Source organism: Ruegeria sp. HKCCD7296 (genome assembly GCF_013110775.1).
Classification (GTDB): Bacteria; Pseudomonadota; Alphaproteobacteria; order Rhodobacterales; family Rhodobacteraceae; genus Ruegeria.
Genome location: NZ_WVRF01000001.1, coordinates 344,705 through 371,097, shown reverse-complemented (window position 1 = coordinate 371,097; position 26,393 = coordinate 344,705). Strand labels below are relative to the sequence as shown.

Annotated in this window: 27 protein-coding genes and 2 tRNA genes; 14 read left to right on the top strand and 15 right to left on the bottom strand. The window is 56.7% G+C overall.

From position 1 onward, the window contains the following. Positions 1-48: 48 nt before the first annotated feature. Positions 49-1,191: a DUF3095 domain-containing protein gene (locus tag GS632_RS01870; RefSeq protein WP_171721608.1), complete on the top strand. Its 1,143-nt coding sequence runs from the start codon at positions 49-51 to the stop codon at positions 1,189-1,191. 4 nt (positions 1,192-1,195) lie between these two features. Here the strand turns inward: GS632_RS01870 and GS632_RS01865 are convergent, their stop codons facing one another. Beyond that, positions 1,196-1,966 (bottom strand): HpcH/HpaI aldolase/citrate lyase family protein, encoded by a 771-nt coding sequence (locus GS632_RS01865; RefSeq protein WP_171721609.1) that lies wholly within the window; start codon positions 1,964-1,966, stop codon positions 1,196-1,198. 222 nt (positions 1,967-2,188) lie between these two features. On the opposite strand from GS632_RS01865, the gene hpaR reads away from it, so the two are divergent. Together hpaR and GS632_RS01855 are read left to right on the top strand one after the other, a co-directional pair. Next, positions 2,189-2,623: a homoprotocatechuate degradation operon regulator HpaR gene (hpaR, locus tag GS632_RS01860; protein WP_171178497.1), complete on the top strand. Its 435-nt coding sequence runs from the start codon at positions 2,189-2,191 to the stop codon at positions 2,621-2,623. A gap of 589 nt (positions 2,624-3,212) precedes the next feature. Continuing rightward, a complete protein-coding gene (locus tag GS632_RS01855; protein WP_171237910.1) occupies positions 3,213-3,911 on the top strand; it encodes a fumarylacetoacetate hydrolase family protein in 699 nt (232 codons plus the stop codon). 3 nt (positions 3,912-3,914) lie between these two features. Here GS632_RS01855 and GS632_RS01850 read toward each other — a convergent pair whose 3' ends face one another. Together GS632_RS01850 and GS632_RS01845 are read right to left on the bottom strand one after the other, a co-directional pair. Further along, on the bottom strand, positions 3,915-5,135 hold the full coding sequence (locus GS632_RS01850; RefSeq protein WP_171721610.1) for a winged helix-turn-helix domain-containing protein: 1,221 nt from the start codon (positions 5,133-5,135) through the stop codon (positions 3,915-3,917). Next, positions 5,132-6,157 (bottom strand): LacI family DNA-binding transcriptional regulator, encoded by a 1,026-nt coding sequence (locus tag GS632_RS01845; protein ID WP_171092978.1) that lies wholly within the window; start codon positions 6,155-6,157, stop codon positions 5,132-5,134. Before GS632_RS01845 ends, GS632_RS01850 begins: the two co-directional genes overlap by 4 nt. Positions 6,158-6,272: 115 nt before the next feature. Between GS632_RS01845 and GS632_RS01840 the strand changes: the two genes are divergently transcribed. From GS632_RS01840 to GS632_RS01825, 4 genes are all read left to right on the top strand, one after another. Further along, a tRNA-Arg gene (locus GS632_RS01840) sits at positions 6,273-6,349 on the top strand. A gap of 216 nt (positions 6,350-6,565) precedes the next feature. Continuing rightward, positions 6,566-7,369 (top strand): AraC family transcriptional regulator, encoded by an 804-nt coding sequence (locus GS632_RS01835; RefSeq protein ID WP_253284410.1) that lies wholly within the window; start codon positions 6,566-6,568, stop codon positions 7,367-7,369. Positions 7,370-7,482: 113 nt separating this feature from the next. Continuing rightward, entirely contained in the window at positions 7,483-8,436 is a 954-nt protein-coding gene (locus tag GS632_RS01830; protein ID WP_171234694.1) for an alpha/beta hydrolase, read from the top strand. A gap of 59 nt (positions 8,437-8,495) precedes the next feature. After that, positions 8,496-9,005 (top strand): nuclear transport factor 2 family protein, encoded by a 510-nt coding sequence (locus tag GS632_RS01825; protein ID WP_171721612.1) that lies wholly within the window; start codon positions 8,496-8,498, stop codon positions 9,003-9,005. A 28-nt stretch (positions 9,006-9,033) separates the two neighbouring features. On the opposite strand, the gene arsB is transcribed toward GS632_RS01825, so the two are convergent. From arsB to GS632_RS01805, 4 genes are read right to left on the bottom strand one after another with little or no spacing between them, the layout of a single operon-like run. Further along, positions 9,034-10,056, bottom strand: coding sequence for an ACR3 family arsenite efflux transporter (gene arsB, locus GS632_RS01820; RefSeq protein ID WP_171178485.1), 1,023 nt, complete (start codon positions 10,054-10,056; stop codon positions 9,034-9,036). Next, positions 10,053-11,318, bottom strand: a complete 1,266-nt coding sequence (gene arsJ, locus GS632_RS01815) for an organoarsenical effux MFS transporter ArsJ (RefSeq protein ID WP_171178483.1) — start codon at positions 11,316-11,318, stop codon at positions 10,053-10,055. The genes arsB and arsJ overlap by 4 nt, the downstream gene beginning before the upstream one ends. Further along, a complete protein-coding gene (locus tag GS632_RS01810) occupies positions 11,315-12,313 on the bottom strand; it encodes an ArsJ-associated glyceraldehyde-3-phosphate dehydrogenase (RefSeq protein ID WP_171721613.1) in 999 nt (332 codons plus the stop codon). Before GS632_RS01810 ends, arsJ begins: the two co-directional genes overlap by 4 nt. Continuing rightward, entirely contained in the window at positions 12,310-13,143 is an 834-nt protein-coding gene (locus GS632_RS01805; protein ID WP_171721614.1) for a MarR family transcriptional regulator, read from the bottom strand. The genes GS632_RS01810 and GS632_RS01805 overlap by 4 nt, the downstream gene beginning before the upstream one ends. A 226-nt stretch (positions 13,144-13,369) precedes the next feature. On the opposite strand from GS632_RS01805, the gene GS632_RS01800 reads away from it, so the two are divergent. Together GS632_RS01800 and GS632_RS01795 are read left to right on the top strand one after the other, a co-directional pair. After that, positions 13,370-13,444: transfer RNA gene (locus tag GS632_RS01800), tRNA-Thr, on the top strand. 274 nt (positions 13,445-13,718) lie between these two features. Next, positions 13,719-14,537, top strand: coding sequence for a DUF2189 domain-containing protein (locus tag GS632_RS01795; protein ID WP_171721615.1), 819 nt, complete (start codon positions 13,719-13,721; stop codon positions 14,535-14,537). A 257-nt stretch (positions 14,538-14,794) separates the two neighbouring features. On the opposite strand, the gene dxs is transcribed toward GS632_RS01795, so the two are convergent. From dxs to GS632_RS01765, 6 genes are all read right to left on the bottom strand, one after another. After that, entirely contained in the window at positions 14,795-16,723 is a 1,929-nt protein-coding gene (dxs, locus tag GS632_RS01790) for a 1-deoxy-D-xylulose-5-phosphate synthase (protein ID WP_171721616.1), read from the bottom strand. A gap of 13 nt (positions 16,724-16,736) precedes the next feature. Continuing rightward, entirely contained in the window at positions 16,737-17,603 is an 867-nt protein-coding gene (locus GS632_RS01785) for a polyprenyl synthetase family protein (RefSeq protein ID WP_171721617.1), read from the bottom strand. Beyond that, a complete protein-coding gene (locus tag GS632_RS01780; RefSeq protein WP_171178469.1) occupies positions 17,604-17,846 on the bottom strand; it encodes an exodeoxyribonuclease VII small subunit in 243 nt (80 codons plus the stop codon). Further along, the gene (locus GS632_RS01775; protein ID WP_171620337.1) at positions 17,843-18,769 is read right to left on the bottom strand and encodes a histone deacetylase family protein; all 927 of its coding nucleotides are present in this window, start codon (positions 18,767-18,769) and stop codon (positions 17,843-17,845) included. The genes GS632_RS01780 and GS632_RS01775 overlap by 4 nt, the downstream gene beginning before the upstream one ends. Positions 18,770-18,838: 69 nt before the next feature. Beyond that, positions 18,839-19,540 (bottom strand): response regulator, encoded by a 702-nt coding sequence (locus GS632_RS01770; RefSeq protein ID WP_171721618.1) that lies wholly within the window; start codon positions 19,538-19,540, stop codon positions 18,839-18,841. After that, positions 19,537-20,049, bottom strand: coding sequence for a MarR family winged helix-turn-helix transcriptional regulator (locus tag GS632_RS01765; protein WP_171178463.1), 513 nt, complete (start codon positions 20,047-20,049; stop codon positions 19,537-19,539). The genes GS632_RS01770 and GS632_RS01765 overlap by 4 nt, the downstream gene beginning before the upstream one ends. A 158-nt stretch (positions 20,050-20,207) precedes the next feature. Here GS632_RS01765 and GS632_RS01760 point away from each other — a divergent pair, with 158 nt between their 5' ends. From GS632_RS01760 to GS632_RS01740, 5 genes are all read left to right on the top strand, one after another. Next, entirely contained in the window at positions 20,208-21,074 is an 867-nt protein-coding gene (locus tag GS632_RS01760; RefSeq protein WP_171178461.1) for a branched-chain amino acid aminotransferase, read from the top strand. 108 nt (positions 21,075-21,182) lie between these two features. Beyond that, a complete protein-coding gene (locus tag GS632_RS01755) occupies positions 21,183-22,133 on the top strand; it encodes an AraC family transcriptional regulator (RefSeq protein WP_171178460.1) in 951 nt (316 codons plus the stop codon). Between the two features lie 111 nt (positions 22,134-22,244). Then, positions 22,245-22,610, top strand: a complete 366-nt coding sequence (locus GS632_RS01750; protein WP_171178458.1) for a hypothetical protein — start codon at positions 22,245-22,247, stop codon at positions 22,608-22,610. A 137-nt stretch (positions 22,611-22,747) separates the two neighbouring features. Continuing rightward, complete coding sequence (locus tag GS632_RS01745; RefSeq protein WP_171721619.1) at positions 22,748-24,316, top strand: alkaline phosphatase; 1,569 nt, start codon at positions 22,748-22,750, stop codon at positions 24,314-24,316. Positions 24,317-24,524: 208 nt separating this feature from the next. Next, the gene (locus GS632_RS01740; RefSeq protein WP_171178454.1) at positions 24,525-24,743 is read left to right on the top strand and encodes a hypothetical protein; all 219 of its coding nucleotides are present in this window, start codon (positions 24,525-24,527) and stop codon (positions 24,741-24,743) included. 35 nt (positions 24,744-24,778) lie between these two features. On the opposite strand, the gene cobO is transcribed toward GS632_RS01740, so the two are convergent. Then, positions 24,779-25,378 (bottom strand): cob(I)yrinic acid a,c-diamide adenosyltransferase, encoded by a 600-nt coding sequence (gene cobO / locus GS632_RS01735; protein ID WP_171178452.1) that lies wholly within the window; start codon positions 25,376-25,378, stop codon positions 24,779-24,781. Positions 25,379-25,434: 56 nt separating this feature from the next. After that, positions 25,435-26,370: a DMT family transporter gene (locus tag GS632_RS01730; RefSeq protein ID WP_171721620.1), complete on the bottom strand. Its 936-nt coding sequence runs from the start codon at positions 26,368-26,370 to the stop codon at positions 25,435-25,437. Between the last annotated feature and the right edge of the window lie 23 nt (positions 26,371-26,393).

Here is a 26,393-nt window from a genome sequence, read left to right as displayed (position 1 = left end):
GGACTTACGCCCGCCTAATTTAAGCTCAACATAGATTAGAGGGGGACCATGAAAGACCTCCATTCCGAGTTTTATGAAAACCTCCCTCTTTTGCGGGAGTTTACTTTGGTGGCGGACCCGACGCAGTTTTCAGCTGTGCCGGATGAATGGGTCGTCGGCGTTGCCGACATAGTTGATTCAACCGGAGAAATCGCTCGGGGCCGATACAAAACCGTTAACACGGTTGGGGCGGCTGTGATTTCAGCCATGATCAACGCCATGAACGGTAAGCTGTTTCCCTATGTTTTTGGTGGCGACGGTGCTGGCTTTGCAGTTCCGCCCAGTCAGGTCGAAGCCGCGCGTGATGCATTGGCTGCTTTGCGACGCTGGGCAGAAGAGGAGTTTTCCATGCCTCTGCGTGCGGCCATGGTATCGATGGCCGAAGTCCGAGCCGCCGGTCGGGATGTGCGCGTGGCCCGCTATGCACCATCTACCGGCGTGGACTATGCCATGTTCTCGGGGGGTGGGCTGGCCTGGGCCGAAGCCGAGATGAAGGCTGGCCGCAACATGGTTGATCAAGCAGATCCGGGCGCACAGCCGAATCTGACAGGCCTGTCGTGTAGATGGTCCAACAGTACGGCTCGGCATGGCCAGATCGTCTCGCTGGTTGTTGAGCCCACTGCATCAGCGTCAGAGGGTGATTTTGCCGATCTGGTGCAATCCGTTCTGTCCATGTCGGAAAAGCTGGAGCGTGCAGGGCACCCCGTGCCCGAGAACGGCCCGCCCATGAAATGGCCGCCGCCTGGCTTGGACATTGACGCGCATGTGTCACGCAATGGACGGAACATGATATTGCAAAAGACTGTTCTGCTGTTCCAGAATCTGTTGATCGCAGCCCTGTTTAAACTGGGCAAACGCCTGGGTCAGTTCGAGCCGGACCACTACAAGAAGATGGTCAGCGGCAACGCGGACTTTCGCAAGTTTGATGACGGTCTGAAGATGACGCTGGATTGTGATGCGTCCACGTTGAAACGGATCGAACACATGCTGGAGCAAGCGCGGTCGCGTGGAAAGATACGTTATGGTTTGCACGCACAAAACGAAGCGATGATGACATGCATTGTCCCGTCGGCCACCCGGGATGATCATGTGCATTTTGTTGATGGCGCGTCGGGCGGGTATGCTCAGGCCGCTGCGGCCATGCGCGCGTGAAAGGTCAAGACACCTTCCACTGCTCCGAAAGCGAACGGGCCGCCTGCGCCAATAGCATCACGTCGATACCTACGGCCAAAAACTGCGCGCCCATGTCTTTATAGGCTTGCCGGGCCTCGTCATTGGTCGCAAGGATGCCCGGCGCTTTGCCAGACGCTTTGATCCGCGCCAGCGCGTCAGCGATCACCTCGCGCATTTCAGGGGCGGCGCTGTTGCCCTGATAGCCCATGTCGGTCGACAGGTCGGCGGGGCCGATGAAAACTCCATCAACGCCCTCGACTTGTAAAATATCATCCAGGGCATCCAATCCAGCGCGGGTTTCAACCTGCAGCAACAGGCAGATTCCCTGATCCGCTGTTTGAATATACGCGTCGACAGCCCCATACATCGTGGCCCGTGCCGCCATCGCACCCACGCCGCGCGCTCCGGTCGGAGGATAGCGACACGCACGAACCAGTTCGCGCGCTTGCTCGGCGCTTTCGACGATTGGAACCAGCACGGTCTGCGCCCCTGCATCCAGAACCATTTTGATCAACCAGGTTTCGCCAATTGGGACGCGCACCACCGGATGCGATGGGCTGGCGGCCAAAGCCATGAGTTGATCCCGGATCGAACGGATGTCATTTGGGGCGTGTTCCCCGTCAATTACCAACCAATCGAAACCCGCTGTGCCCATGACCTCGGCGGTGACAGATTCAGCAAAGCTCATCCAGCACCCAATCTGGGTTTTTCCCTCATTTAGAGCCTTTTTGAAGGTGTTTTCCGGGGCAGCCATCAGATCTCTCTTGCTTTTGCAAACCATGATTATAAAAGACCCGGTGCCGGGTCCTTTCTGCATCTTCTCTTAAGACAGTGAATTGTCCAGTCTGAATGCAGCCTTTCTGACGGGGCATAATCGACGCTGGCGGCGCCTTGCCTCCGCATGATGATAACTAGCGCCTTGACAGAACCGGGAGGATTGCTTGCGAAAAAGCCGAAATTCGGTGATAATTTTCCTATGACTGACGACCTGCCTCTGACGTCGCGATCTTTACCCATAGCGCTGTTGCGGGCGCGGGAAAAGGTTATGGGACCCATCCGTGCAATGCTGGCTGACGCTGGTGTCACCGAACAGCAGTGGCGGGTTTTGCGGGTTTTGAACGAAGAAGGCCCACAGGAACCGACACACATCGCTGATCGCGCCTGCCTGTTGTTGCCCAGCCTGACGCGGATTTTGCAGAAGCTGGAACAAAGCGGTTTGATCTCGCGGCGCTCTCATCCGGCAGATCGCCGTCGCCAGATCATTGAGATCACCACAAACGGTACCCAGATCATTCGCGCCAATTTGCCCGTAAGTATCGCCCAAGCAGAACGCATTCGGTCTCAGCTGGGGCAGGAAAAGCACGAGTTGTTGCTGGATCTTCTCAATGACCTGAAAAATCTCGAAGCCTGACAAGTGGCTAAAGCGAAGACGCTTCTTAGAAACCCCGCCGGAGAGTTTAGGGGGTATTCTCCAGCGGGGCGGCCAGACTCGTACTGGATCATTGCCTGGCCCGAGGCCGGTTGCGTCATGTGTAGTCTGATGGTCCGACCTGCAATTCGGAGTGTGCGCCGAGTCAAAACAGACTCTAATTAAAGCGTTGCTCCCGGGGACGGGCACATGCCTTTGCTCTCCGAAATAGATGTTGGTAACTGCCAACCGATGGATTGTCTTGCAAATGGGACCTCTGAAGTCGCATCGGCTAGGTAATTTGCCAAGTGTGTGCATCTGGCTTCAGTTCGGCCATATTGTCGGCTGCAACATCTGTAATTGAGGACATAACTCAACTTAAGCCCGAGCCAAGTCACGTTTGTTCTTCCTTTGACAAGGTCATAAAGGCGGAAGTGACATTGCTGTGAAACGGTCATTGCACTGCATACCGGAATTGGGCGGGTTTGCGCTGAAACACCAACAAAGCTTTGGCGAAATTCGGCGTGTTTTCTTGTATTGCTGATCGGACTGGCGGTCGTAAGATGAACCAGCACAATAGTCCGAGAGCACCATGTCAAATAGTCTGTTTTCCCTTCCCGACCCGGTTACTATCCCTGTTGTTGGGGCCTCAGCAGAGTATCCTGTGGGGCGTATTTTCTGCGTCGGTCGGAATTACGCGGCCCATGCGGCCGAAATGGGGAATGAGGTCGATCGCGAAGCACCGTTCTATTTCACCAAATCTGCAGCCAACGCGGTTCTGTCCGGGGCTATGGTTCCGTACCCGGCAGGGACCGAGAATTATCATCATGAAATGGAGTTGGTGCTGGCGATCGGAAAACCTGTATTCCGTGCCACCTCTGCGCAGGCTTGGGATGCAGTTTATGCTTATGGCTGCGCCCTCGACATGACCCGTCGCGACCTGCAGATTCGCGAACGAAACAAGCAACGGCCCTGGGATCTGGGCAAGGATGTCGAAAACGGTGCGGTATTTGCCCCGCTGACACCGGCAGGCAAATGGTCGCCGGACGCAGACAAGCATATCCGTCTGCGCGTCAATGATGAACTGCGACAAGACGCAACGCTTGAGGAGCTGATCTGGAAAATCGACGAAATCATCTGCCACTTGTCCGGCTTCTATCACCTGCGTCCCGGGGATCTGATTCTGACCGGCACACCAGCGGGTGTTGGACCGGTTGTGGCAGGTGATGTTCTGAGCGGTGAGATAGACGGGCTCGCGCCGATTGAATTGACCCTGACGGATGCAAAGTAGACCCTATTTAGGGTCTTTTAGCCAATCGTTGGCAAATTCGATTTGTGTGACTCCCGCCAGTCGTCGCACGCGATCCAGCTCGGCGTTCAGGCGTCGGGTGCGGGCGTCAGACCAGCGCACTCCGCGCTCGGGCCAAAGGGCTTTGACGCGTAACATGTCGCGGTCGCGATGCGCTTTCATGTCAATCCGGCCAACTAAACGGTTACCTTCCAGCAGTGGAAACACGTAGTAACCATAATTGCGCTTGGGTTCCGGCACGAAGACCTCGATCCGATAGTGAAAGCCGAACAACCGTTCTGCGCGATTGCGGTCACGCAGCATTGGATCAAACGGGCTGAGCACGCGGATGCGCCCGGGTGGCTGGGGCAGGTCCAAACTCTGGTCCGCCAGGTTTGAGCGGGCAAAGACCTTGCGGTGCCGCCCATCAGCGCAGGTGATCTCGATCTCTTCTATATCGCCTTTGGCCAGCGCCCTTGCGCACCAGCTTTTGGCTTCTGCTGCGCTGACCGTGTCCCAGAACGCAGCCAATTCGCCCGATGTTGCAAATCCAAGTCGGTCCAGTGCTGCGTTGCACAGCCAATCCACAGTCGCTTCTGCATCGCAATGCATGTTTCCCGGACAAAGTTGGGTTTCAATAACTCGCTCTGTCAGGTCATAGCGTTTCTGAAACCCCTCGCGGCCAACAACTGTAAGCGCGCCAGACCGCCACAAAAACTCCAAGGCGGTTTTTGACGGGTGCCAATCCCACCATCCGCCCGAGCCTTTCTTTTCTTCCTTGCCAATGTCCGAAGAGGATACTGGCCCATTGTCTCGGATGTGCTGCAACACCGTTTCAAACTGTTGTTCGAACCCATCCCGCCGCCAGTTCTTCCACCGTGCCTTCAGCAAATCAGCATCGCGCTGAAAGCGTAGATGCCAGTGGGGGTAGAACTCCATCGGGATCACGGCCGCATCATGCGTCCAATGTTCGAACAGCTCTTTTTCCCTTTCATAGAGCCTTTTCAGGTGCGCGCCGCGATAACTGGGCCTGCGCGAAAACAGGATTAAGTCATGGGCGCGTGCAACTGTGTTGATACTGTCGAGCTGCACAAACCCCAACCGCTGGATCAGATTCAGAAGCGCACCGCCCTTGGCCTCACCCGATGGCAGTTCCGCCAGCGCGTGGCGATCCATGAAAACGGCCCGCGCTGTTTGGTTGTCGAGCCGTTTGAGGGGTGCCGTCATCGCCGCTTCAGGGTGTCGCCAAAGCTGATCTTGGGAGTCAGTGTCGCGCGCGTTTCAATCTCGGAGTCGGGATCTTTCAAACGCTCGGCGATGATTTGGGCGGCATGACGACCAATCTCAAGCCGACAGGCATCCATCGTCGCAAGTTTGCGCGGCAGACCCTGCAACAGTTCGACATTGTTGAAGCCGGCCAACCCGATTTGCCCTGGAATGTCGATGCCTTGCTCCAGCAGGTACAACAAGCCACCCGCACCGATCATGTCATTGGAGTAATACAGAAAATCCAGATCGGGAGAACGTTCCAGCATCGCCTGCGTCATCTCGCGCCCCTTCGCAAGGGCCGAGCCGCCGGAATAAAACTCGCGGTCTTCGATTTCGATCCCGTGCTTGCCCAATACCTCGGTGAAGCCTTCGAAACGCTTCCGGGCGCGGTGATCCAGAGGCATCTTGGTGCCCATGAAGCCAATATGCTGATACCCGGCCTTCAGGATCGCCTGCGCCATCTCGCGCCCGGCGCGGCGGTGCGAGATGCCGACCATCGCATCCACAGGCTTGCCGTCGGTATCCATGATCTCGACCACAGGAATGCCCGCTGAATCCAGCATGGCGCGTGCGGCTTCAGTATGTTCCAGCCCTGCAATGATCACGCCTGAAGGCCGCCACGAGAGCATCTCGTACAGGACCTTCTCTTCTTTTTCGGGCAGGTAGTCGGTCACGCCCACAACAGGCTGCAATTCGGTGTCTTCCAGCACCTGATTGATACCTGTCAGAACCTCAGGAAAAACCATGTTCGACAGCGACGGGATAATGACCGCGACCAGATTGACCCGGCTGGACGCCAGAGCGCCCGCGATCTTGTTGGGCACATAGCCAAGCTCTTTTGCGGCGGCCAGAACGCGGGTGCGGGTGGCATCTGACACATCCCCCCGGTTCCGCAAAACCCGGCTTACCGTCATTTCGGAAACTCCAGAAGCCTCGGACACATCGCGAAGGGTAAGCGGGCGTTTGGATTCACTGTTCACGGGAGGCACCTGTGTTGTTGTTTTGCCCGATGGTAGCGTGAACAGGTCTGCGTGTACAACAATTGTGCAAAGCCGATGACAACCCGGAAAATCCCGGTTACAGAAGGCCACACACGGCCCCGTGGCTCAACTGGATAGAGCAGCCCCCTCCTAAGGGGCAGGTTGCAGGTTCGAATCCTGCCGGGGTCGCCAATTTCTCATGGTCTTCCGTCAATCGACGCGCGCTGAAACGCGGCAAGATTGGTCCCTGAATGCGCATCAAATACGTTGTTCGATCCACATTTACCTGCAAAAATTGGGCAAACTTTCCATGGGACCATCCGAGTGCCGCTCAGATACGCAGACATTTACCCCTCTGAACCACTGCTCAACAGCGACTCGGTGGAGCGTCCTTCGGCAGCGGCACTGATGTCTGTACGATATTTTCAGGCGGAACCGGACGAAATGCCCGAGGACGTGTTCGCGGAACACCACGTATTGCTAAATTTGCAGGACAGTCCGCATCGCGTTCAAAATTGGCGTGACGGCACATTGCGGGATTTCACCTTCTGCAAGGACGAGGTCATTGTAACGCCCGCTGGCGTGCGGTCAGGTTGGCGGTGGTTCGCGCCGTCTGACGTGATCGTCATTACCCTAGAACCGCACAAGGTGGACCGTTTCGCGCAGTCTGAGCTTGGGATGTTACTCGATCCCCAACAATTTAAGGACTTGCCGCAGTTTTCCGACCCTGACCTTTGCGCGGCCGGTGTCATCTTGCGGGATGTGCTGGAGACTGAAGACATGTCCTCGGCCGTTATGTTCGAGGCCATGAGTCGGGTTTTTCTGGTCAAGCTGCTGCAGAAATACGGAAAGCGGCGCGCCGAAGATGCTGAATTGTCATCGCGGTTCACCTCTCGCCATTACCAACGTGTCCTGGCCTATGTACAAAAGCGCCTGGATCGCACGATCACCGTTGACCAACTGGCGTCCGAGGCTGGAATGAGCGCGTCGCATTTTGCCCGTGTCTTCAAGGAAACGCTTGGTTCAACGCCTATGCAATATGTCATGTCGTTTCGGATCGAGCAGGCGATGAAGATGATCGAAGATCCAAGGCGGCCCTTAGGGGACATTGCTTTGGCTTGCGGGTTTTCCGATCAGGGGCATTTCACCCGCAGCTTCAAGCAAGTGACCGGTCAGACCCCACGTGCTTTTCGCGTTGCGCTGAACGGTTGAAGCAGAATCTTTCAAAAACCGGGCAGCATGGTGCAATTATCGCAGGCGCTGACTTCGTATCTTTCATGTCATCGGGCCTGTGCCCAAACTGACAGATTTTGGGAGATACCTCCATGAAAACCCTCGCTTTGAACACCGCCGCTGCGCTAATGGCATCGACTGCCGCGATAGCTCAGGTCGAAACCCGCACCGTGACCTTTGAAAATGAAGGCACCATCATGTCCGGCACGCTGTATTTGCCGGAAGAACGCGGTGACGCGCCTTTGCCCACGGTTGTTGTCACCGGTGCCTGGACCTCGGTGCAGGAACAGATGCCCGCTAACTATGCACATGAAATGGCGGCACGCGGATTTGCTGCATTCACCTTCGATTTTCGCGGTTGGGGCAAGTCGGGCGATTTGCCTGACAATGTACGTTTTGTCGAAAGCCCAAAGGCCAAGACGTCGGACATCAAAGCCGCGTTCGAATATGTCGCAACCCTGCCTGAAGTGGATGCCGATCACATCAACGGGCTGGGTATCTGCGCTTCGGCCGGTTACATGGTCGACGCTGTTTCCGGAAATCCGCTGGTGCAACGTGTTGGGCTTGTCGCCCCCTGGCTTCAAAATGAAGAGATCGTCGAGGCCGTTTATGGCGGCAAGGATGGCGTTGCCGGGCTGATCGAAGTGTCCCATGCTGCCGAAGCCGCGGGTGGGCAAATCATCCCTGCGGCAGGGCCGGAAGGTGCCGAAGGCGTTCTGATGCCGATCGGTGGGTACTATTACGAGGCCGACCGTGGCGCGATCCCCGAGTATGACGACAAGTGGAACAATGCGGGCTGGGAAGGCTGGCTGACCTATCACCCTGCGGACAACCCGCAGCGTTTGGACAAGCCGCTCGCCATTGTTCACTCGGAAAGTGCGGCCATACCTCAGGGTGTGCAGACCTTTCTCGCAGGGTTTGCAGGCGAAGCGACAGCCCAATGGCTGGAAGATGTCACGCAGTTCGATTTCTACGACAATCCCGAAGACGTGACCCGAGCAGCGGATACCGTGGCTGACCATTTCAGTGCTGGCCTAGACAGCTGAATTCTAGATCAGGCGTCGAAGTTGTCTTCAGCGCCTGCCCCTTACCCTGGAGTAAACCGATGCCCAAGAACCTTACCGCCACACTTGCAGCCGTCACAATGATTGGCAGCGCGGCGTTTGCCGAGCAACACACCAATATCTCGACAGCAATCACCGATATCGCAGCGGGAGTTGACCGCCATGACTGGACTCGTGTGCGCGGCGCTTTTGCCGATACGGTGACAACCGATTACACCAGCCTTTGGGGCGGTGACCCAGTAACGCAACCGGCTGACGACCTGATAGCAGGTTGGTCCGCATTCCTGCCTGGGTTTGAAAGCACACATCACATGGTCACCAACCATACCGTCAGATCGCTGTCCGAAACCCAGGCCACAGCGCAGGCTGATTTCACTGCTACCCACCGTATCGCGGATGGCTTGTGGGTGCTGGGCGGCCGATATGACTATATCCTTGAGAAATCCGAGGATAGTTGGGTTGTAACATCACTGACCATGACAGCGCTTTGGGAAACCGGTGATCGTGGTTTTGTGGCAATCGCGGCCGAGCGCGCGCAACAGTCCAATTGAACCAAGTGGTGAGCCGAGGTCGCCAAGTCTACCTTGTTCCTGGTTCTGGAAAACGCGTGCGTGTGCGGTTGGCGAAAGCAACAAGGGACAGCATCACTGGGACTTCGACCAGAACGCCTACAACGGTCGCCAACGCCGCGCCGGAGTTCAGACCAAACAAGCTGATAGCAACGGCCACAGCCAGTTCGAAGAAGTTTGATGTTCCGATCATGGCACACGGGGCTGCGATCCGATGGGGTACTTTCAGTGCATAGGCAGCGCCATACGCTATAGCAAAAATTCCGTAGCTTTGGATGAGGATAGGCACCGCGATCAGCACGATAACCATTGGCTTGGACAAAATGGTCTGACCCTGCAGTCCGAACAGAATAACCACAGTTGAAATCAACCCCATAACCGACCAAGGTTTTACGCGGGTAGAAAACGCCTCAACTGCCTGTTTAGAGCCTAGTTTGTTACGGGTGATCAACCCGGCAATCAGCGGCAACACCACGTAAAGAACCGTGGCCAGAACCAGCGTCTGCCAGGGCACTTCAATATCGGTGACACCCAGCAAAAAGGCGACGATCGGGGCAAATGCCACGACCATGATCAGATCGTTGACCGAGACTTGAACTAGCGTATAGGTCGCGTCGCCTTTGGTGAGTTGCGACCACACAAACACCATGGCGGTGCAGGGGGCTGCCCCCAACAAAATTAGCCCAGCTGTGTATTGGGCAGCGTCTTCGGGTGCAATCCAGGGTGCAAAGATATAGTCAAAGAATAATACGGCGAGCAGCGCCATGGTGAAGGGCTTGATCAACCAATTCACCACCAGCGTCACGATCAGACCGCGTGGCTGGCGGGCAACCCCGGCGACTGCGCGGAAATCGACGTTGACCATCATCGGATAGACCATCGCCCAGATCAGTACGGCTACAACCAGATTGACGCTGGCGATTTCGGCCCCTGCAACCAGTTGAACCAGTCCTGGCGCGGCTTGTCCGATCAGAACACCGCCAATCATGGCGAGCGCGATCCAAATTGTGAGATATCGTTCGAAAATGCTCATGAAAGCGCCTCGGAAGTCTGATCTGTGAGTTTACCAGAGGTCAGTGCGGCGAGGGCAACCATAGCGGACGCGGTACCGAGGACCATCGGCAATCCCCCGACCTGATAGGTGAGGCCAGACAAAACGGTGCCGACCAGCCGACCTGCTGCATTCGCCATGTAGTAAAACCCGACATCCATCGTCACACGCTCGGACTTGGTGAAGGCCAGGATAAGATAGGAATGCAGTGCCGAATTGACGGCAAAGACCGCTCCAAAGACCAGCAAGCCAGCAACGAGTGTCGTGGTCAGCCAGGTCTCAGGCTCGTTTGACAGCCAAGTGGCCAATGTTAGAGCCGCAGGAATGCAGAAAAGGATCACTGCCCAGCTGCGCGCAGCACGGATCAGATCACCTTCGGTTCGATCCGAGGCGCGAAGTATCCTTGGCGCGTTGGCTTGCACCACACCATAGAGGATGATCCACACCGCCATGAAAGTTCCTATCATGAAGAACGCAGATCGGTTGCCCGCCTCGGTACCGTCTGAGAGCACGGCGTAGAAATAGATTGGGATGCCGACCACAAACCAGACATCACGGGCGCCGAACAGAAAGACACGCGCTGCTGACAGCCAGTTTACATTGGCGGACTTCGAAAAAACTTCGGAGAACTTCGCCCCTTTGCGTCCCTTCGGCAAGCCTGCTGGCATGAACAGGATAACTGCAAACAGGATCACCGCCAGTACGGCTGCCATGACCAGAATTGCTGTCATAAAGCCCATTGTGGCCAGCATGGTCGCGCCCAGCAAAAAGCCCAGACCTTTGACTGCGTTTTTCGACCCCGTTAGCAGGGCCACCCAACGAAACAACCCGCCGCCCTCGGCAGGGGCCAGAAGTTTGACCGACGATTTCGAAGACATTTTGGCCAGATCCTTGGCCACTCCGCTGGCGCCTTGCACCATCATCACGAATGTGACCGACGCTGCGACGGTCCAGTTCGGGTCAAGCTGCGTCATGGCAAGCAACGCAATAACTTGCAGCCCCAGCCCTGCATAAAGGGTCGAGGTCAATCCGAACCGCGCTGCGATCCAGCCTGCGGTCAGGTTGGTGACAATTCCTGCGATCTCATAGAGCACAAAAAGATAAGCTAACTGAACCGGCGAGAAGCCCATGGTGTGAAAGTGCAACAGCACCAACATCCTGAGCGCCCCGTCGGTCAGCATGAAGGCCCAATAGGCCGCCGTAACCGCGATATAGGCCGACAATCCTTCGGGCCGTTGGGTCACAGCGACGATCCGACCATCAAAGCCACATCCACCAACCGATGCGCATAGCCCATCTCGTTATCATACCAGGCATAGATTTTAACTTGCGTCCCGTTCACCACCATGGTCGACGGCGCATCGACAATCGAAGAGCGTTCGTCATTGGTGTAATCGGTCGAAACCAGCGGGCGAGTCTCATAGCCAAGAATGCCCTTCAACTCACCCTCGGCAGCAGCTTTGAAAAAGCCGTTGACCTCTTCGGCGGAGGTTTCGCGCTGAACCTCGAATACGCAGTCAGTCAGCGATGCGTTCAGCAGAGGCACCCGCACCGCATGACCATTCAGACGTCCCTTAAGTTCGGGATAGATCAAAGTGATCGCCGTAGCCGAGCCAGTGGTGGTCGGGATCAAGGAATTCAGGGCCGAACGCGCGCGACGCAGATCCTTGGCGGGGCGGTCCACGATGGTTTGCGTATTGGTCACATCATGGATTGTGGTCATCGACCCGTGGCGAATGCCCAGATTTTCGTGAATGACTTTGACCACCGGTGCCAGACAGTTGGTGGTGCAGGAGGCCGCTGTCACAATGTTATGGGTCGCGGGGTCATAAGTATCATCGTTCACACCCACAACGATGTTGGCGGTCGGGCCGTCTTTGACGGGGGCGGAGACAACAACCTTTTTAACGCCTGCTTCGAAATAGGGTGCCAGTTTGGCTTCGGTCTTGAAGACGCCAGTACAGTCGATCACTACATCGACACCGTCCAACGGCAGAGTTGAAAGGTCTTTTGTCCCAACAAAGGGGAGGCGCGTGCCACTCACAGTGATGCTGTCGGCATCGTGGCTGAACTTTGCATCCCAACGTCCGTGCACTGTGTCAAATTCCAGCAGATGCGCGTGCATTTCGGGATCACCAACAGCGTCGTTGATCCATGCAATTTTTGCGCCCCGTTCCAGCAAGGGTTTCAGCGCAAGTTTTCCCATCCGGCCAAGGCCGTTCAGAGCGTAGGTCGTCATTTCGTGTCCTCAAAAGATGCTCGCCCGATGTCATCGACAGCGGATTGCAGTGCGATCCGGTCAAGACTTTCGACCGGCAGCGACGTAAAGGCTTGGATCCGACGCTTCAGCGCGCCGTAAACGCTTTGAAACGCAAGGATTTTTTCTGCGTCGGTGCCTTCTGTCTTGACCGGGTCAACCATACCCCAGTGACCACTGATCGGTTGACCTTCCCAGGCTGGGCATTCTTCGTTTGCAGCCTGGTTGCAGACCGTAAAAACAAAATCCAGGTCAGGCGCATCCGGCCCCGAAAACTCGGACACATTCTTTGACCGCAGGACTGACGTTTCATGGCCCTTGTCTTGCAAAACCTGCATCGCAAACGGGTTCAGTTCGGAAAACGGCCGTGTTCCTGCCGAATAGACATTGAACCGATCGCCGCCAATCTCGCGCAGCAGAGATTCAGCAAAGATCGAGCGGGCGGAATTGCCCACGCAAATGAACAACACATTGAACTTCCGGTCAGTCATGGTGTCACTTCCTTTGGTTGAAGGCATGCAAAGATCAGGTCGGCCACGGCAGCAGTCCACAATAAGGAAATCGAGCATTTGCTGCACGTTCTTCATTTCAATCGAATAGAGAAGAGACGTCCCGGATCGCTCCTGCTTGACCAGCCCTGACCGCTGCAACGCATTCAGATAGTTCGACATTGTGCTGGGTTTGATACCTAACTCTGCCGCCAGCTCGCCTGCGGGAACAGTGTCAGGAAACCGTCGCATTAACATGCGAAACACGGTGATGCGTTGCGGGTGACCCAGAATGGCCAGCTGGTCGATTACTTCTTCTATCATATTTCATGAAATATTGAATTAATGACCGGGAGTCAATTTCAACCCGTTGGCGTTACAAAAAATTCACATACGGAAGCTGCCGCAGGCAGAGTCGGTTGCCGGCTCAAAAGAAGACCCCATTCAGGCAGGTCGGCCGCAAAAAGCTCAACTGGGCTTGCAGGCAACAGACCGACAGTTTAAACGATCCATCGCACCCAGATAGAACCAGTTCTGGCTGCCATAAGTTGCCTCAATAGCTCAGCTGGTAGAGCAGGTCCTTCGTAAGGACAAGGTCGGGGGTTCGAGTCCCTCTTGAGCACCACACATCTCGCTTTTCTGATAAAATTCGCGTTGAATTCGAATGTACATTCAAATTTTAAGTGTGCCCGTTGCAATGGCGCCGACTTGACGTTCTTTCCAACAAGACACATTTCGCAATGCCCAAAGGCGGTTCGCACGCGGGTGTCGACCGTATCCCGACCTTGCCCCAATGCCTTGCCTGAGGCATGCTTGCTTCCGCAGGAAGAGTATCTGTTCACCGTCGGGTTTGTCGGTCAACGGATCAGCGCGGCGCCATGCTTTGGGAGGAGTTTGTCATGACATCCAAGACCGCAGGTTCCACACCACCAGACAACCTGACACCGCCACAACAGGCCGTGCCCAAGGTCAACAAAGTGACAGCGGATGATATCACCGCCGCACTAAAGGCTGGGTTTTCCGATTTTCTGGCGCGCCCCGTCATGAGCGGTTTTTTCGGCCTGTTCTATGCGGTTTTCGGAATACTGTTGGTTTGGGCCTTGGTTTGGCTCGGCAAGATCTGGATGATCATTCCTGCCATCGTAGGATTCCCGCTGGTCGCACCTTTCGCCGCCGCCGGGCTTTATGAAATGTCGCGTCGCTTGCAAAAAGGGGAGAGTTTTGGGTGGTCCGAGATCCTCACCGTCATGGCCAACCAACGCAAGCGGGAAATGGGCTGGATGGCCTTTGTGACCTTGTTCATTTTCTGGGTGTGGGTTTATCAGGTGCGGCTTTGGCTGGCGATCATCCTGCAGAATGCATCCTTTTCCGATTTCGACGGGTTCTTGAACACCGTGCTATTTACGCCCCAAGGCTGGACGTTCCTGGCTATTGGCACGTGCGTCGGCGCTTTTCTGTCAGCAGCCCTGTTCACAGTAACCGTTGTCGCCATGCCTATGTTGCTGGACCGGGAAACCAATTTCGTTTCCGCGATGCTCACCTCTGTCCACGTTGTCAGGGAAAGCCCTGTGGTCATGCTCACTTGGGCGGCAATCATCTCGTTTACCATGCTGATATCGCTGGTTCCCGCATTTTTGGGCCTGATCTTTACTCTACCGATCCTTGGTCACACCACGTGGCATCTTTACCAGCGGGCGGTGCCGCCGGACGAGGTGTGATTTAACGGTAAGGCGTCTGCGATAGTCGAACGGCGGCACACATTTTTTGTACTGACAACGAAGAGGATAAAGCTGCTTTTCTAGCGCCTGTATCCGATATGGTACGGCTTAGGTTTGTTTTTGTGCAGCAAAGCAATTTCGGCTGTCGAAACGGGAACGCCCATACTCCTTCCACTAAGAACATTTAAAGCGAACAAAATCCTCATCACAGGCATCCCAAGTGCGCCGGAGGAAGTCACCAGACCGATGCGCGCAGCTCAGGCGCGCTTTTCCCCTATTGATGCAACGCCCAGAACGTCCAAAACTTTGGCTTCGATCTGTTCGGCGTTCATGCCGGCCACGGCATACATGTCCGTTGGGCTGGCCTGATCGATGAACGTATCGGGCAAGACCATCGAACGGTATTTCAGCCCTTGATCAAAAACGCCTTCCTCGGCCAAAAACTGTGCGACATGGCTGCCAAAACCGCCAATCGCGCCTTCTTCGATGGTGATCAGAGCCTCGTGGTTTGCTGCCAGGTCCAGGATCAGGTCGCGGTCCAAAGGTTTGGCAAAGCGGGCGTCGGCAATGGTTGGATTGATGCCTTTGTCCGCAAGGGATTCGGCGGCTTTCTGCACCTCAGACAATCGGGTACCGAACGAAAGTAGTGCCACGCGCGCGCCCTTCTGGATCACGCGGCCTTTGCCGATCTCAAGCACCTCACCGCGTTCCGGCAAGTCGACGCCAACGCCTTCACCACGCGGGTAGCGGAACGCAATCGGCCCTTCGTCATGTGCAACAGCGGTTGCCACCATGTGCATCAGTTCAGCTTCGTCTGCGGCGGCCATGACAACCATGCCCGGCAGGTTGGCCAAATACGCAATATCGAACGATCCGGCATGGGTGGCTCCGTCGGCACCCACCAGACCTGCGCGGTCAATCGCGAAGCGGACGGGCAGACGCTGGATCGCGACATCGTGCACCACCTGATCATACCCGCGCTGAAGGAAGGTTGAATACATGGCGCAGAACGGTTTCATCCCACCCGCAGCAAGCGCGGCAGAAAACGTCACCCCGTGCTGCTCGGCGATCGCAACATCGAAACAGCGCGACGGGTAGCGTTCGGCAAACAGGTTCAGGCCGGTACCGTCCGGCATGGCGGCGGTCACGGCAACGATCTTGTCGTCTCGCGCGGCTTCGTCGACCAGCGTTTTGCCAAAGACCGAGGTGTAAGAAGGCGCGTTGGAAGGTGCTTTCTTCTGTTCGCCTGTCACGACGTCGAACTTGGCTGTTGCGTGTCCTTTGTCTCGGGCTTGCTCTGCGGGTGCATAGCCTTTGCCCTTCTTGGTCAGAACGTGAATCAGGATCGGGCCGGTCGCTCGTGCCTTGACGGTCCGCAACACCGGCAGCAACTGGTCCAGATCATGTCCGTCTATGGGGCCTAGGTAAGAAAAACCAAGCTCTTCGAACAGCGTGCCGCCGACGGCCATACCTTTCAGCATTTCCTTGGCGCGTTTGGCCCCTTCGCGGAAGGGCTCGGGCAGCAGCGAAACCGCGCCTTTTGCGGCGGCTTTAAGATCGTGGAACGGCTCTTCCGCATAGATACGGGACAGATAGTTGGACAAGGCGCCCACCGGTGGCGCAATGCTCATCTCGTTGTCGTTCAGAATGACGATCAATCGCTTGCCCAGATGGCCCGCATTGTTCATCGCTTCAAATGCCATGCCTGCAGACATTGAGCCATCGCCGATCACAGCAATCGCATCGCCCAAACCCTCGGGTGTGACACCACCCAGATCGCGCGCCACGGCAAAACCAAGTGCTGCACTGATCGAGGTACTGGAATGAGCTGCGCCGAACGGATCATAGGGGCTTTCGCTGCGTTTCGTAAAACCACTCAAACCATCCTTCATCCGCAATGTGCGAATACGATCGCGCCGCTCGGTCAGGATCTTGTGCGGATAGCACTGATGACCCACGTCCCAGATGATCTTGTCGCGTGGCGTGTCAAACACGGCATGCAGCGCCGTGGTCAGCTCGACCACACCCAGACCAGCCCCAAGGTGCCCGCCCGTCACGGACACGGCCGATATTGTCTCGGAACGCAATTCCTGTGCCACCTGATGCAGCTGCGCGTCCGAAAACTGCTTGAGATCCGCAGGGCGGTTCACAAGGTCCAGCAGGGGCGTGTTCGGGCGGTCAGACATTGGAATTCCTGGCTTAGCTGTCCCGGGCAATAACGAAGCGGGCGGCGTCCTTCAAGGTTTCTGCTGACGCACCGTACCCGTCCAACGCAGCACAGGCCGTTTCAACCAGATCTGTCGCGCGGGTTTTGGCCGCCTCGAGTCCCAAAAGCGAAACAAAGGTTGCCTTGCCCGCATCTGCGTCTTTCTGCAGCCGTTTTCCTGCCTTTTCTACATCGCCTTCTACATCCAAGATGTCATCAGCAATTTGAAAGGCAAGCCCAAGAGCCTGCGCATAATCGCGCAGAGGGGTAGGATCGGCTTGCGCCAGCCGCGCACCCGCACAAGCAGACCATTCGATCAACGCACCTGTCTTGCCCGCCTGCAACCGGGTGATTTGTTCCAGTGTCAAAGGCGTGGCCGCTGTTTCGGCTGCGACATCCAGCGCCTGACCCAGAACCATGCCTTGCGCCCCGCTGGCTTGGGCCAGAGTCAGAGCCAATTCTGCACGCGTTTGGGCATCGCCAACTTCGGGCCGAGTGCACAGTTCAAATGCTAAGGTCTGCAACGCATCACCGGCCAACACCCCGGTCCCTTCGTTCCATTTCACATGAACGGTGGGTCGCCCTCGGCGCAAATCATCATCATCCATGCAGGGCAGGTCATCATGGACCAAAGAATAAGCGTGCAGCGCTTCGATCCCCGTTGCGGGCCAGATCGAGCGGGCCTCATCCACGTCATGCAAGCGCGCGCTTTCCCGCACCAAAAACCCGCGCAACCGTTTACCACCTTGCGTGGCATAGGCCATGGCCCGCGTTACGTCGACATCGTCCAGTGCGCCTAGAACCAGGTCAAAATGCGCCTGAATGCGCGCTGCATCCTGCGCCAGTCTTTCGCGAAACATTTACTGACCGTCGACAGATGTGGTCCCGGTGGGTTGCCCTGTGGCATCCAGAGTGATCGCGGCCACTTTCTCTTCAGCCCGCTTCAACTCGTCCTCGCACCGTTTCTTCAGGGCCGCACCGCGTTCATACAGCGCGATCGATTGATCCAATGCCACGTCGCCGCGTTCAAGCTGGCCCACAACGGCTTCAAGCTCTTTCATGGCCTGCTCGAATGTCATCTGCTCAACTGGGGTATCGGTCATGGTGCTGCCTTCATCAATTCTTCCACATGGGCGCGTGTGGCCGCGGCCAATGCGTTCAGATCATACCCGCCTTCCAGAGTCGAGACGATACGACCGTCACAAACCTCATCGGCGATTTTGCACAGCTCGGCTGTGATCCAGGCAAAGTCGCCAGTGGACCAGTTCAGATTGGCCAGCGGGTCGTCCTGATGGGCGTCAAACCCGGCGGAAATGATGATCAGATCGGGGTTGAACGCCCGCAGGCGCGGAAACGCCTGGGACTCGTACGCTGCGCGCATGTCAGCCCCACCGCTGCCCGGAGCCAGCGGGATATTAAGAACCGTGTCGTGAACCCCTGTCTCATCCGGGCGTCCCGAACCGGGCCAAAGGGGCATCTGCTGGCTGGTGATCACCAGGGCACGCGCTTCGTCCCACAGCAAATCCTGTGTTCCATTGCCGTGATGAACGTCAAAATCAACAACGGCAACGCGGCTAAGCCCGTGATGGTCCAGCGCATGTTTCGCCGCCAAGGCCGCATTGCCAAACAGGCAAAACCCCATTGCAGTGTCTGTTTCCGCATGATGCCCCGGCGGGCGAATGGCGCAGAACGCATTCGTTACGTCTCCGCTCAGTACCAGATCGACCGCTCGCACCACTGCGCCTGCGGCTCGATAGGCTGCGTCCACCGAGCCCGGCGACATGAACGTATCCCCGTCAATCTGCGCAAACCCATCTGACGGGCGCGTGGATCGAATATCGCGAATGTAACCTTCCGGATGCACCCGAAGCAGATCGTCATCAGCCGCCAACGGAGCGGTCATCCGTTTCAGTTCCAACCCTTCCAGGGCGTGCAGAACATGCTCCAACCGCGCCACCCGTTCGGGGTGACCCTCAGGCGTGATATGGCCCAGGCAATCAGCATGGGTCAAAAGGGCAGTTGTCATCGGGATCCCCTGTTCATCTGGCTACAAATACCTTCGCCGAAGGCACAAAACCGCCGCGCAGCGGCACGCTTAATCCGGTGCCAGCATATAGCCTGCGCCGCGGACGGTTTGCAGATATCTGGGCTGTTTCGGGTCTTGCTCGATCTTGCGCCGCAGGCGCGTGATCTGCACGTCCACTGCACGTTCCTGCGCTTGGCCTTTGTCGCGCCCAAGATCCTCTACCAGTTTTGCGCGGCTGATCGGTTCGCCGGGCTGGGCCGAGAAGATCTTCATCAACTGGCTTTCCGTTGCGGTCAGGCGCACGGGATCTTCGCCCTGCCACATCTCTCCCCGCTCGATGTCATATCGGATCGGGCCGAGGTACAGGATCTTCGCGGCTGTTTCCTCGGCTGGCGTTTCCGGCATCCTGCGTAGAATTGCGTTGATCCGCAGCAGCAGCTCTTTTGGCTCGAAGGGTTTCGCCAGATAGTCATCTGCCCCGGCCTCAAGCCCTGCAATCCGGTGTTCGGTTTCCCCTTTGGCGGTTAGAAGCAGGATGGGAGTGCTGTGCGTCTCACGCAGCGATTTTGTCAGACTGACACCATCTTCGCCCGGCATCATGACATCCATGACAATCATGTCGAAATCCAGCCCTGACAAGACCCGCCGCGCATGGGCAGCATCCCGAGCTGCAGTGACCAAGAACCCGTTTCGCATCAGGAATTTCTTGAGCAGATCGCGAATGCGTTCGTCATCGTCAACAATCAGCAGATGGGCGTCCACATCGCTCATGAGGTCGTATCCCGAAGTTTCGTATAAGCATGACGCATATCAGCATCCATCATTGCTTCAAGCACTTTGCGAAATCCGGCCACAGCTTCGGGACCGGCATCCTTGTAAGCGGCGCGCATCCTAGAGCGTTGCGCATCTGACAACGTCGTCTCCAGAGCTTGCCCCTTCTCAGTCAGAAATAGGTGGCGTTCGCGTTTGTCCACCGTGCCGACACGGCTTTCCACCAGCCCATCCTCGATCAAGGTTCGTAAAACCCTGTTTAGAGACTGTTTTGTGACACCAAGGATCGCTAACAAGTTGTTGACCGTAGTCCCCGGTGCACGGTTGATGAAATGGATTGCCCGATGGTGGGCGCGGCCATATGCCATTTCGGTTAGGATGCGATCAGGGTCCGCAGTAAAGCCGCGATAGGCGAAAAACATGGCCTCAATCCCCTGCCGTAATTGCTCATCGGTCAAAAACAACAGGCTTTCGCCCCCATAACGCGGGGCCGGGCGGATGTCGGACATGGTGCGCCTCATTCGTTACTCGGGGCCTAGTTTATGTCAGCGTTATTGACATTCCAAGGGTAGAGCGGTATCGAATCGCAGTTTTTGCGCAATAATATGTTCGCATCGGACCTAATTGGCGCAATAATCGAAAATTCACCCGGTTCAGGAGGTTTCGCATGGCGGGGTATGATGATCGTGATGGTACCATTTGGATGGATGGCAAGCTGGTGCCCTGGCGTGAGGCCAATGTCCATATTCTGACCCACGCCATGCACTATGCCTCGTCCGTGTTTGAAGGCGAGCGCGCATATAACGGCAAGATCTTCAAAAGCCGGGAGCACTCCGAGCGACTGATCGCATCGGCCGAGGCGCTGGATATGCCGATGCCCTATTCGGTCGACGAAATTGAAGCTGCGAAGGAAGAGGCGCTGAAAGCCAGCGGCCTGCAAGACGCCTATGTGCGTGCTCTGGTCTGGCGCGGCTCGGGCGAAGATATGGGCGTGGCGTCCGCCAAGAATCCGGTGCGCATGGCCGTCGCGGTCTGGCCCTGGGGTGCTTATTACGGCGACGCGAAAATGCAGGGCGCTAAGCTGGACATTGCCGAATGGAAACGCCCCAGCCCTGAAACCATCCCGGTTCACGCCAAGGCCGCAGGCCTTTACATGATCTGCACCATCTCGAAACACAAAGCCGAAGCCAAAGGCTGCTCGGATGCCTTGTTCATGGACTGGCGTGGATATGTGGCTGAAGCGACCGGCGCGAATGTCTTTTTCGTCAAAGATGGAGAGGTTCACACGCCGCTGGCCGATTGCTTTTTGAACGGCATCACGCGCCAGACGGTGATCCAGATGTTGAAAGACAAAGGCATCACCGTGCATGAGCGCCGTATTAAGCCCGAGGAAATGGCCGATTTCGAACAATGCTGGCTGACCGGTACCGCAGCTGAGGTTACTCCGGTCGGGCAGATTGGGGAGTACACATTCGAGGTGGGCGACCTGACCCGCGAGATTGCGGAAGACTACGAAAAGCTGGTCCGCTCGTAAGCTTCAGCCCCCCGCTCCGGCGGGGGTTTTTCATTGCAGAAAGTGCAAATATCCATGCAATGCGTCCAGCAATCTGGACGGCTTGTATGGAAAGCGTATTTTTGGCGCATGTTAGATCTTCTCAGCGATATTCTCACGCGCCTGTCCCTGCGTGGCACATTCTACTTTCGCACATCGTTCACACCGCCCTTCGGCATTCAGGTGCCGGGCTATGAAAACGTCGCGCGGTTTCATTTTGTGCAGCGTGGTGAGCTTAAGGTGCATGTCTCAACGACTGGCGAGACACTGAGGCTGCGACAGGGTGACTTGATCCTGATTCCCCACGGTGCGCCGCACGCGTTGCTCTGTGCCGAGGTCAAGCCTTTGGATGCGTTGCCTTTGGAAGAGGTGCTTGAGGTGGCTGGCTACACAGGCGACGGTGTGCTGGTATACGGTGGCTCTGACGAAGACCGAGATACGCAGCTGATCTGCGGTCACTTTTCTTTCACAGGTCCTGCCGGGCGGAAGGGCACTGGGCACATGCTGATCGACCGTCTGCCGCCCTACATCCTTATCGAAAACTACGGCGAAGAAGCCGGGGCCTGGATGGAATCGACTCTGCGTATGATTGGTTCCGAGGTTTCTGGCGCGAAAATTGGCGGCGACCTGATCGCGATGAAATTGTCCGAAGTTCTGTTCGCGCAGGCAATCCGGGCCTATCTGGAACGCCAGAGTCCGCAGGATTCGGCTTTGGCCGGGTTTGCCGATTTGCGCATTTCGCGGGCGCTGACCGCGTTCCATCAAGCCCCGGCTGAGGATTGGAGCGTCGCATCTTTGGCGCGAGAGGCCGGTATGTCTCGCACTGCCTTTGCTCAGCTTTTTGCCGAGAAAATGGGAACGACGCCGATGCAATACCTCACAGACTGGAGGATGCAGATCGCCTGCCATGGTCTGACCGAGGCGCGCTGGAACGTGGCGGACGCGGCAGCCGAAGTCGGATACGCCTCGGAAGCCGCGTTCTCGCGTGTATTCAAAAAACAGGTTGGCCTGTCACCGGCTGCGTACAGGGCGATGCACTGATACTCCGCTAATTTTGAACGATCTGCATTATATCGTAAACGCTCAGGAATTCAGCGTCCGGGATCACCAGATTAACTTCCTTTCATCACTGGTTGAGGAAAGGAAAACCTTATGTCCCTGCGTTTTGTAACCCGCTCTGTCCACGCCTATCTGGATTACCCGGTCGCCGTTGCCCTGATGACCTTGCCGTTCCTTCTGGGGCTGGGTCATTCCAATCCGCTGGCCCTGTGGTTGTCTGTTGCGACCGGGGTGGCCGCCTTTGTTCTGACGGTTCTGACCGATCACCATCTGGGGATCTGGCGGGTTTTGCCCTACAAGGTTCACCTGGCCGTAGACTTGTTGGTCGGCATCACCTTTCTGTTTGCACCCAGCATTCTGGGGTTCTCGGGGTTGGATGCGGCGTTCTACTGGCTGAATGGCGCGGCTGTGGTGCTGGTCATCTCGCTCAGCGCGCCCGAGCAGGAAGTCGCAGCCTGACGGCGTTACCCACATCTGTCATGGTATCATCATGATACTGTCAAGAAACTGAGCCGCGGGTTTTACAAACTGGCGGCTCATATCGGCGCACCAATCGCGTGGTCGGAGAATCGATCACCAGACAGGAGAGCCTCACAATGACCAAGATCTTACGCCCAAACCGTCGTTCGTTTCTGGCAGGCAGCACTGCCTTTGCCGCTTCGCTGGCCATGCCAGCCATCAGCCGCGCCGGATCGCGCCCCGTGTTCACACATGGCGTTCAGTCCGGTGACGTCGATACGACATCGGGCATGATCTGGACGCGCACGGATCGTCCCTCTCGCGTGATGATGGAAGTATCGACCACAGAAAGCTTCGCAGACGCCCGCACACTCCCGCCGATGGATGCCATCCCCAACAGCGATTTTGCAGTGAAACGTCTGGTCGAGGGGCTGCCATCGGATCAAGACATCTTCTACCGATTCGTCGCCGCTGATCTGAGTGACATCAACACCGTATCAGAGCCTATTACTGGGCAATTTCGCACCGCACCGACCTCGCGTCGTAACATTCGGTTTGCCTGGTCAGGTGATACGGCCGGTCAGGGATGGGGTATTGATGACGAAGGTATGCGCACCTACGCGACCATGGCGCAGCACAAGCCTGACTTCTTCATACATTCCGGTGACACCGTCTATGCCGACGGTCCTATGCAGGATGAGGTCGAGAAAGACGGCCAATTGATCTGGAAGAACACAACTCTGATCGACGAGAAACGCAAGGTGGCCGAAACACTGGACGAGTTCCGCGCCCAGTGGAAATACAACATGATGGACGAGCATGTGCGGGCCATGAACGCCGTTTGTCCGACCTTTTTCCAGTGGGATGACCATGAGGTTGTGAACAACTGGTCCGACGCAAAAGACCTGATTTCAGACGACCGGTATACCGAGAAGTCGGTGCATGTTCTTCAGTCACGCGCCGGACGTGCTTTCCATGAGATGACACCGTTGCGCATTACGCCGGCAGAGCCAGGGCGTGTGTATCGCAAGATTTCCTATGGTCCGATGCTGGACGTCTTCTTCCTGGACCTGCGCAGTTATCGTGGACCGAACGGCCCGTCGATGGAGGATGAAATCACGGATCAATCCCGCATTCTGGGCGCGGAACAACTGGCATGGCTCAAGCAAGAGCTGGCAGGATCTCAAGCGACCTGGAAAGTGATTGCCTCGGACATGCCGATCGGATTGATCGTCTGGGACAACTGGAAGGAACAGGCCGGAGCAGAGGCGATCTCGAACGGCGATAGCGGTCCGGCCAAGGGGCGTGAGTTGGAGATCGCGGACCTGCTGCGTTTCATCAAAACGGCTGGCATTACCAACACGGTCTGGTTCACAGCGGATGTCCACTACACAGCCGCGCACTACTATGACCCTAACAAAGCACAATTTCAGGATTTTGACCCGTTTTGGGAGTTTGTTTCGGGTCCGCTGCACGCAGGGACATTTGGTCCAAACGCGTTGGATGGGACCTTTGGTCCTGAGGTCAAGTTCGTCAAAGCACCCGCCGAGGGGCAAGGGGTGAACTTGCCTCCAAGTGAAGGGCTGCAGTTCTTTGGTCTGGTGGACATTGACGGAGCGACCGAACAGATGACGGTTCGGCTGATGGATCGGGCAGATACCGAACTCTGGTCGGTTACGTTGGACCCGCAGGATCGCGCGCTCTGATTTCTTGTAACGACGTGTTTGCACCCCGAGCAACCCTCGGGGTGTTTTAGGGCTTGAAAATCCCGACTTAAATAGTCAGATTATTCGCAACGCCAGATGTTGTACCATCAAGCTCATGGTTTCGAGGCGGTTTGCAGGTTTAGCATGACTTTGGTGATAGCTTGCCGCCGCTCCGGAAACGAACCTGTCTAAACAGAACGAGGCCGAAATGAGCGAGTCGCTAGATGAAATTATGGCACGCCATGACGCGCTGGCTGTGTGTGGATGCACCTGTTGCGACAGTGACTATTGCGCCTATGTCGATTGCCAAAAGCCGCGGCGCAAACAAACCGAAGCGATGCCGCCTGTAAGATCAAAACCTGACGATCTTACCCCACGCGCCTCGCTTCGAGAGATTGTTGAAGCGACCCTGAGCCGTTTTGGCTGAGTGACGTAGGCCGTGAGGCCTACGTCAGCCAATTGTCAAAAATCCACGCCGCGCTGCGCCTTGATCCCCGCTTGGAACGGGTGCTTTTCCTCAGTCATCTCAGTAACCAAGTCGGCGTAATCACGCAGCGCTTGGGGCGCGTCGCGGCCGGTCAGGAACACGCTGGTCTTGTCCGAACGCGCGTTCAGGCCGTCGATGACCTGCTCAACAGACAGATACTCGTACCGCAGCGCGATGTTGATCTCGTCCAGCACGACCAGATCGTACTCGCCGCTGGACATCAGGGCGCGCGCCTTGTCGAAGGCGGCGTTTGCGGCAGCGATGTCGCGTTCGCGATCCTGCGTGTCCCAGGTGAAACCTTCGCCCATCGTGTGCCATGTCACCAGATCACGTTCTTCAAAAAAACGGCGCTCGCCTGTTTTCCACTTGCCCTTGATGAACTGAACCACGGCGACTTTCTGGCCCCAGCCCAGCGCGCGGATAACCACGCCAAAAGCGGCGGATGACTTGCCTTTGCCCTTGCCGGTGTTGATTAGAACCAGACCGCGACCGGGGTCCACCGCCTCGGACACTTTCTTGCGGTGCTTGGCTTGCACCTGCTGCATCTTTTCCTTGTGATCCTGCGCGTCGCTCATGGGGGAACCTCTTTGATTGTCCGGCCCAACCTAGGGGAAGATTACAAAAGGTAAAGTCACGCTTTGGGGTCTGTGACTGACCGGGCTTTGCCACGCTCGAGCCCCAACTGGTGTTCGCGCCAGATCACAACAACATTGCCTGCGATGACCAAAGCGGCCCCAATCAGGATTGCAAGCGTTGGCAGTTCGTCGAACCAGACATAGCCAATCACAATCGCAAACAGCATGGTCGCGTAATCATAAGGTGCAAGCATCGAAGCCTGACCAAAGCGATAAGAAGACGTCACCAATATCTGCGCAAACCCGCCGATCAGGCCCATCATGATCAGTATTAGAGCCTGATTCCACGTCGGCATCGTCCATCCCCAGGACGCGGTCAGCGCCGACAGTAAGGTTGCGGTCATCGAGAAATAGAAGACGATCGCAGCCGGGTGATCGACTTTGACAAGCTGCCGGATATGAATCTGCACAAAGGCGCGCGCGATGGTGGCCCCCAAAACGCACAGAGCGCCGATGGTTGCGGCGACCTCCATCTGGGTGCTGCCCAAGCGTGGCCAAATCATGATCAGGACCCCCAACAGACCAAGAGCCACCGCGCCGATACGGATCAGACGAATGCGTTCGCCCAGCATCACGGCGGCCAGAATCAGGGTGAAGATCGGTGTGGCGTAGCCAATTGCCGTCACTTCGGGCAGGGGCAGCAAGCTGAGGCCGGTAAAGGTAAGCCCCATGGCGCTGGTGCCCAGGACGCCGCGCCAGAAATGGCCCATGGGTTTTTTGACCACAAAGCCCTTGGATAATTCCCCGCGCGCGATGAGCCAAAGAATGATGACGGGAATCGCGAACAGGGACCGGAAGAAAACCAATTGGCCCGGCGGGAATTCATCCGATAAAGCTTTGACCAAGGCGGACATCGACGTGAACAGGAACAGCGCGCCCAGTTTCAGCGTCACTGCCAGCATAGGTCGATGCGATGTTAAGGGTTTTGTCATCGGCGCGAACCTGCGCCTTTGGA